This window comes from Paraburkholderia sp. A1RI-2L, from assembly GCF_048957375.1.
Lineage (GTDB): Bacteria > Pseudomonadota > Gammaproteobacteria > Burkholderiales > Burkholderiaceae > Paraburkholderia.
The window spans coordinates 922,274-928,617 of sequence record NZ_JARBTA010000004.1 but is presented as its reverse complement, the minus strand read 5'-3'; the positions used below and the strand labels follow the sequence as shown (position 1 = coordinate 928,617).

The window sequence follows — 6,344 nt, the reverse complement described above, 5'->3', positions numbered from 1 at the left end:
GAATGAGCGCCGGGGTTCTGGCGTTTACGTGCGTGGAAAATAGCGGAGCTGACCTGCCCCCCCGCAAACAGGGCCATCCGGAGTCTAGTAAAGTTCGTTTTCGGAGAAGAAGACGAACATGAAGAAGCGCTTTACGGAACAGCAAATCATCGGGTTTCTGAAGGAAGCCGAGGCCGGGATGCCGGTCAAGGAACTGTGCAGGAAGTACGGATTCAGTGACGCGTCGTTCTACACGTGGCGTGCGAAGTTCGCCGGCATGGAGGTCTCGGACGCACGCCGGCTGAAGGACCTGGAGGCTGAGAACGCGCGGCTGAAGAAGCTGCTCGCCGAGGCAATGCTCGACATGGAAGCATTGAAAGTTGTCGTCAAGGGAAAGCCCTGAGCCCGCAAGCCAAGCGCGAAGCAGTGGTGGCGATTCGGGAGAAGGTCAACATCTCGGAGCGCCGCGCCTGCCGGCTTGTCGGGCTTTCTCGCAGCGTGTTGCACTATGAGGCGAAGCCGGACCATGAGAATGAAGCGTTGACGGCGCGTCTGGTGGAGCTGGCGCACGAGCGTCGCCGCTTCGGCTACCGTCGGCTACATGCCTTGGTGGAACGCGAAGGCACGCACGCCAGTCACAAACGGGTGTATGGCCTGTATCGTGAGGCGGGGCTGACTGTGCGGCGCCGTCGCAAGCGCCACGGTGTCATGATGGAACGCGAGCAACTAGCCCTGCCGAACGCGCCCAACGAGGTTTGGTCAATCGACTTTGTGATGGATACGCTTGCCAATGGGCGGCGCCTGAAGTGCCTGACAATCGTCGACGATTTCACGAAAGAGGCTGTCGACATCGTCGTCGACCACGGCATCTCGGGCTTGTATGTCGCTCGCGCTTTGGACCGTGCCGCCCGCTTCCGTGGCTATCCCAAAGCGGTGCGAACAGACCAGGGGCCCGAGTTCACGAGCCGCGCGCTCGACCAGTGGGCCTATGCGAGCGGCGTCACCCTGAAGTTGATTCAGGCCGGCAAGCCGACGCAGAATGCGTACATCGAATCGTTCAACGGCAAGTTCCGCGATGAATGCCTTAACGAGCACTGGTTCACGACGCTCGCCCACGCGCGCGCCGTCATCGCGGCATGGCGCGAGCAGAGGCCGCACAGCGCACTGAATTACCTCTCGCCATCAGAGTTCGCGGCGAAACATCGGGCAACAGCGGATGCTCCTGCCGCATTCCAGGAGCTGGTTTAAAGGGACTTTGCTAGAAGACCATTGGCCCTATTGAAGGGGGCAGGTCACCAAAGGACTTGGCATTTGTACATTGACCGCCAAACAAAAAGCCCGTCACTCGCGTGACGGGCTTTTTTCAATTCATCGCCAAATAACCGCGGCGATAAAACCGCTTACCGTTCGAGGAACGGACGCAGCTTGTCTGCGCGGCTCGGGTGCATCAGCTTGCGCATTGCCTTGCTTTCGATCTGGCGGATCCGCTCACGCGTGACGTCGAACTGCTTGCCCACTTCTTCGAGCGTGTGATCGGAAGTGGTGTCGATGCCGTAGCGCATACGCAGCACCTTCGCTTCGCGCGGGGAGAGCGCCTTGAGCGCCTCGTCGATCGCAGCGCGCATGTTCGCATGGATCGCCGCATCGGCCGGCGAAGCCGAACCTGCGTCCTCGATCATGTCGCCGAGCGTCGCGTCGCCGTCGTCGCCCACCGGGCTTTCGAGCGAGACCGGCTGCTTGGCGATCTTGAGGATGCCGCGCACCTTCTCCTCAGTCATGCCCATGCGCGCGGCCAGATCGGCCGGATGAGCTTCCATGCCCGTCTGCTGCAGAATTTCGCGCGAGATGCGGTTCAGCTTGTTGATCGTCTCGATCATGTGCACCGGCACGCGGATCGTGCGCGCCTGGTCGGCGAGCGCGCGCGTCACGGCCTGACGCACCCACCACGTGGCATACGTCGAGAACTTCCAGCCGCGGCGGTATTCGAACTTGTCCACGGCCTTCATCAGGCCGATGTTGCCTTCCTGGATCAGATCGAGGAACTGCATGCCGCGATTCACGTACTTCTTCGCGATCGAGATCACGAGACGCAGGTTGGCCTTGACCATCTCGCCCTTCGCCTGACGCATCTTGGCTTCGGCGGCGGTCATGCGGCGGTTGATGCCCTTGATCTGCTGGAGCGACAGCGACGCGGCCGCTTCGATCTCAGCGAGTTTGCGTTGTTCGGCCTGGATGGCCGGCAGGCTGCGCTCGATGGCGGGACCGTACTTGCTCGATGCAGCGGCAGCACGCACGCCCCACTCGAGGTCGGTCTCGTGCCCCGGGAACTGCTCGACGAAGGCTTCGCGCGGCATGCCGCAGCGGTCCACGACGATCGCCAGCACATTGCGCTCGATCGCGCGGATCTGCGCGACCTGCTCGTGCAGCAGCGTGCACAGGCGGTCGATGGTGCGGGCCGTGAAGCGGATAGGTGCGAGCTCGCTCTGGATGTCCGCGCAGATCTGCATTTCTGCGGCCGACGCGCGCGCATTCGCATCCGATGTGCACGCCATCTGTTCGAAGAGCGCGCGTACGCGCGCGAAGATCGCCAGGCTGTCGGCCTTCAACTGCGCGAGCAGGGCTTCGTTGGCCTTGCTGTTGTCGGCATCGTCGTCGTCGCCGTCCTCGTCGTCCGAATCTTCTTCATCCGATGCCTGGGCTTCGACTTCTTCGTCCGCGTCGGCGTCGGCCGCTGCGGGTTCCTGCGCGGCTTCGTCGCTGCCGATGCCGTCGACGAGTTCGTCGATGCGCATCTCTTCGGCGGCAACGCGGTCCGCGTCGGCGAGAATCGTCGCGACGATCGACGGGCAAGCCGCGATCGCCTGGATCATTTCCTGGAGGCCGTCTTCGATGCGCTTGGCCACTTCGATTTCGCCGGCGCGCGTGAGCAGCTCGCTCGAACCCATTTCGCGCATGTACATGCGCACAGGATCGGTGGTGCGGCCGAATTCCGAGTCGACCGTCGAGAGCGCGACTTCGACTTCCTCATCGGCTTCGTCGTCGGCCTGCGAGTCTGCACGCGTGTCTTCGTTGAGCAGCAGCGTGTCGGCGTCGGGCGCCTGCTCGTAGACCTGCACGCCCATGTCGTTGAACGTGGCGACGATGGTTTCCAGCGCGGCCGTCTGCGCGAAGTTATCGGGCAGGTGGTCGTTGATGTCGGCGTGGGTCAGGTAACCGCGTTCGCGGCCGAGCTTGATGAGCGCACGCATTTGATGCTGACGCTTTTCGAGTTGCGAGCCGCCGTCCAACTGAGTCGTATCGCCGGTCTTGTCCTTGGCTGCGCGGCGGGCGGGGCGGGCAGACGGGGCCAGCGCGTCTTCCCGGTCATGGCTTGTCAATACAATCTCCTCGAAAGGAATTGCCCAGCGTGGGCAAAAAGGGTCACGCGCCAGCGGCGTGGCGTCCTGGCGATGACGAAAAATTGCAGGGGAGTGGGCGGGGGCGCGTGCCGATCCCGCCGAGCGAGCGCCAAACGCACAATGGCATGGCGGCCTGGATTTTCGTGCAATGCAGAAAGATCGCGTATGGTAGTGCGTTACGCCACGTGAGGCAACCGTAATCGTCGCGTCGGCGCACCAGACAGGCTTGTCCGGGGTCGGAGCGAATTTGAAAGGTTGTCAAAATGGTGTTTTGGGTGCTTCGCGGCTTTCCACGCGCCCGGTTAGACTCGATTTCCGCACGGTGGTTCGCACATTTTGTTGCACCTGCGAAGTGTCTTTTGCCGCAGTCAATCCCCATTATGTCGACTGCAACGCACAACAATAAGAAAACAACGTGTGGCCATGCGTTTGCGTTGACTGCTACGCGTTCGAGCGCGCGTTATGGCGGGAATTCGTCGTACTGCGGCAGCGTGTCGGCGATTTCGTGCCATGGCGCCCTCGAGCCAACAAAGATATGTCCTTGCGGGCGAATGGAGGGCGTGTCGACGAGCGTGCCCATCGTCACATGGGCAAACGCCCCTTCGCGCACCACCGAATAGAGTAGCGAGCCGCAGTGCCGACAATGAACGTAGTGTGCCGCGTCTGCGTTGCCGTGGATGAGCAGATCGTTTTCGCCTCGTTCGAGGCGCAGGCGCGTGCGCTCGATGCCGGCGCACGGCTTTAAGGCCGATCCAGTGGCACGCCGGCATTGCGAGCAATGGCAATTGAAGGCGTAACCGAATGCGTCGTCGACTCGGTAGCGCAGGGCGCCGCACAGGCACTGGCCGCGCAATGTGGCGCGGACGTTGTCAGCCGACGTTGCATTCATGGGAACCTGGAAGCAAACGAAACGTTACCGACGCGCTGCATCGCGCATTGCCGTCTTGTTTATAGGCGAGCTTCGCGAAAAGCAGCGGCACGCTGTGCAATAGCCGGCACAGGGCGAAAGGTAACTGCATATGGGATTTTTGGCCTGTTATCCCGGCTTGCCGCACGCCGCGACCGCGCTGCAAGGCCTCTGGGAGCCGTTCTCAGTCCATTGGCGTGTCTTTTAGTCAGTTGATGTTTCACCAACCGGGCACCATTGCTGCGCGCCCTTCCCAAATCCGGTTACCTGACGCATCGCCATGCGCGGCCATGGTGACTAGCCGGGCCGTTCCCTCAGATCCTTCAATCCCTTGATCACGACGAGCAGCGCTCGGCCGTGCTCCTCCGAGCCGTCCCACACATCGACGATGGCATTGCGCAGCAATTCGTTATAGGCGGCCGCATGCCGCGACGCGGGCTTCACGCCATAGAAACTGCATAGCTTATTGAATGACGCGCTCCGGCGTAGCCTGCGGCCGTTCGACAGCCGCAGCCGAGAGACCGTAGGCTGACTGACTCCAGAAAGCCGCGCAATTTCACTGGACGAGCGCACATCGGCCGATAGCTGGCGCAGCAATTCCTGAACGGGAAAATCGGGGTCTGGGGCTTCCATGTCATGCATTATACCTATACAGTAGCGTTTATTGAATTGCTCGCCGGATTGGCGGGCGCGCTGCGTTCCGAGGAAGTCGATGGCACTGAAACACCTACCGCCCACGTTTTGCTGGTCCAGGATTGGATCGGAGACGGGAGAAGATCTCCCCACGATCGTCCTTCGCAAGGAGTGGGAGCGGCGCCTGGGCGGCGGGCGGTTTCTGTGGGGCATCAATCAGTCGCTCGGCGACAGCGCGCAGGTTGCAGCGCTGCGCACGGGCTCGCTGCTCGCACTGTTTTCGCCGGCGGCAAGCCGTGCACGGGTGGCGGACGTCAAGCGCGAGGACGCGCTCGTCTGGAATGCATGGGTGGACGCGAGCGGTCAGGTGCGGCCGCTGCCGCCGCACGTGTTCGTCACGAGCCGCACGCGCTTTCCTTCGGGCAAGCCGCGCGATCATCACTACGCGCTCGTGTGCGCGTCGCCTGCGGAGCTCAGCATCGGCAGCAGCCTGCGCGTGCAGCCCGAGCGTTTGCGCAGCGTGAGCACGGCGAAGGCGCCGTGCGCTTCTCAGGGCACGGTAGTGGTGGACCGCGTCGAGCGCGCGGCGCCCCGGGCGGGCGCGGAATTCGGCGCTGGGGGTTACCCGGTCGCGTTTGGCGTGGAGCTCGAGGCGCCGTATTTCGTGCGTCTTGCGCAACCCACGCGCGTGAAGGCGCGCGATATGGCGGCGCTCCACGAAGCGGTCCGCAATGGCGACTTCGAGACCTGGCTGGAGCTCACGAAGCGTCTGCGCAGCGCGGCGCCGGCGCAGCATGCGCGCGGCGTGACGAGCGATCTCTTCGATTTGCTGGCGAAGGCGCGCGACCTGGGCGCGGTGCGCTCGATTGCGCGCGAAACCGATTTCGACTCTTGTGCGGAAATGTCGCGCCGCCGCCGCAGCGAGACTTTGGCGCTGCTGGCGCGCGGCGTCACGCGTGACCTCTTCGCGCGCGATCTCTTCGATATCGCGCCGGCGGAATGCACGACGCCTGTGAGGCGAGGCAGCGGCCCCCGCATCAGCGGCGCCACTTTCGGGGCTACGGCAGAAGAGACGTCCTGCGGGACGCAAGGCGATTTGCTGCGCGGCACCGACTGGACGCAATTAACGATGGAGCTATATGGCGATCAACACCCGTTCAAGCGAGGCGGAGGCCGCCCGACGCTTTCTTGAGGCCAGCCGCAACGTCGATCAGGCATTTCGCGCGATGCGCGCCGTGCATGACGATGCGGACGACTCAGCTCCGGCACTCGCCTGCGGCGAGGCCCAGTCTCGTCTCGACCTCGCGCTCGACGAACTGGCGCGCGCACAGGCGCTGTTCGATTCGGTCGCGCGCGTACAAGGGCGGCGGCGCGCGCAGGGCGGAATGAATGCCTGAGCAATCGCACCGCCTGCGCCCGACACGCCC

The 6,344-nt window shown here is 63.3% G+C and carries 6 protein-coding genes; 3 read left to right on the top strand and 3 right to left on the bottom strand.

Annotated features, from left to right (window positions below; all coding sequences use genetic code 11):
• Positions 1-118: 118 nt before the first annotated feature.
• Positions 119-1,227 (top strand): IS3 family transposase gene (locus PWP93_RS32710; RefSeq protein ID WP_421047689.1). Its coding sequence is split into 2 segments (ribosomal slippage): positions 119-377 and positions 377-1,227, totalling 1,110 coding nucleotides; the frame shifts between segments, so codons are not numbered across the junction.
• Between the two features lie 152 nt (positions 1,228-1,379).
• Here the strand turns inward: PWP93_RS32710 and rpoD are convergent.
• From rpoD to PWP93_RS32695, 3 genes are all read right to left on the bottom strand, one after another.
• Positions 1,380-3,356, bottom strand: coding sequence for an RNA polymerase sigma factor RpoD (gene rpoD, locus PWP93_RS32705; RefSeq protein ID WP_421028262.1), 1,977 nt, complete (start codon positions 3,354-3,356; stop codon positions 1,380-1,382).
• A gap of 481 nt (positions 3,357-3,837) precedes the next feature.
• On the bottom strand, positions 3,838-4,266 hold the full coding sequence (locus tag PWP93_RS32700) for a GFA family protein (protein ID WP_421047688.1): 429 nt from the start codon (positions 4,264-4,266) through the stop codon (positions 3,838-3,840).
• A gap of 315 nt (positions 4,267-4,581) precedes the next feature.
• On the bottom strand, positions 4,582-4,917 hold the full coding sequence (locus tag PWP93_RS32695; RefSeq protein WP_421047687.1) for a helix-turn-helix domain-containing protein: 336 nt from the start codon (positions 4,915-4,917) through the stop codon (positions 4,582-4,584).
• A 79-nt stretch (positions 4,918-4,996) separates the two neighbouring features.
• Here PWP93_RS32695 and PWP93_RS32690 point away from each other — a divergent pair, with 79 nt between their 5' ends.
• Positions 4,997-6,109, top strand: coding sequence for a hypothetical protein (locus PWP93_RS32690; RefSeq protein ID WP_421047686.1), 1,113 nt, complete (start codon positions 4,997-4,999; stop codon positions 6,107-6,109).
• On the top strand, positions 6,057-6,314 hold the full coding sequence (locus PWP93_RS32685; RefSeq protein ID WP_421047685.1) for a hypothetical protein: 258 nt from the start codon (positions 6,057-6,059) through the stop codon (positions 6,312-6,314). Before PWP93_RS32690 ends, PWP93_RS32685 begins: the two co-directional genes overlap by 53 nt.
• Positions 6,315-6,344: the final 30 nt, after the last annotated feature.

Bases quoted from the DNA above. Each gene is read 5' to 3' on its own strand.
- PWP93_RS32685 (WP_421047685.1), top strand. From the start codon at position 6,057: ATGGCGATCAACACCCGTTCAAGCGAGGCGGAGGCCGCCCGACGCTTT.
- PWP93_RS32690 (WP_421047686.1), top strand. From the start codon at position 4,997: ATGGCACTGAAACACCTACCGCCCACGTTTTGCTGGTCCAGGATTGGA.
- PWP93_RS32695 (WP_421047687.1), bottom strand. From the start codon at position 4,917: ATGGAAGCCCCAGACCCCGATTTTCCCGTTCAGGAATTGCTGCGCCAG.
- PWP93_RS32700 (WP_421047688.1), bottom strand. From the start codon at position 4,266: ATGAATGCAACGTCGGCTGACAACGTCCGCGCCACATTGCGCGGCCAG.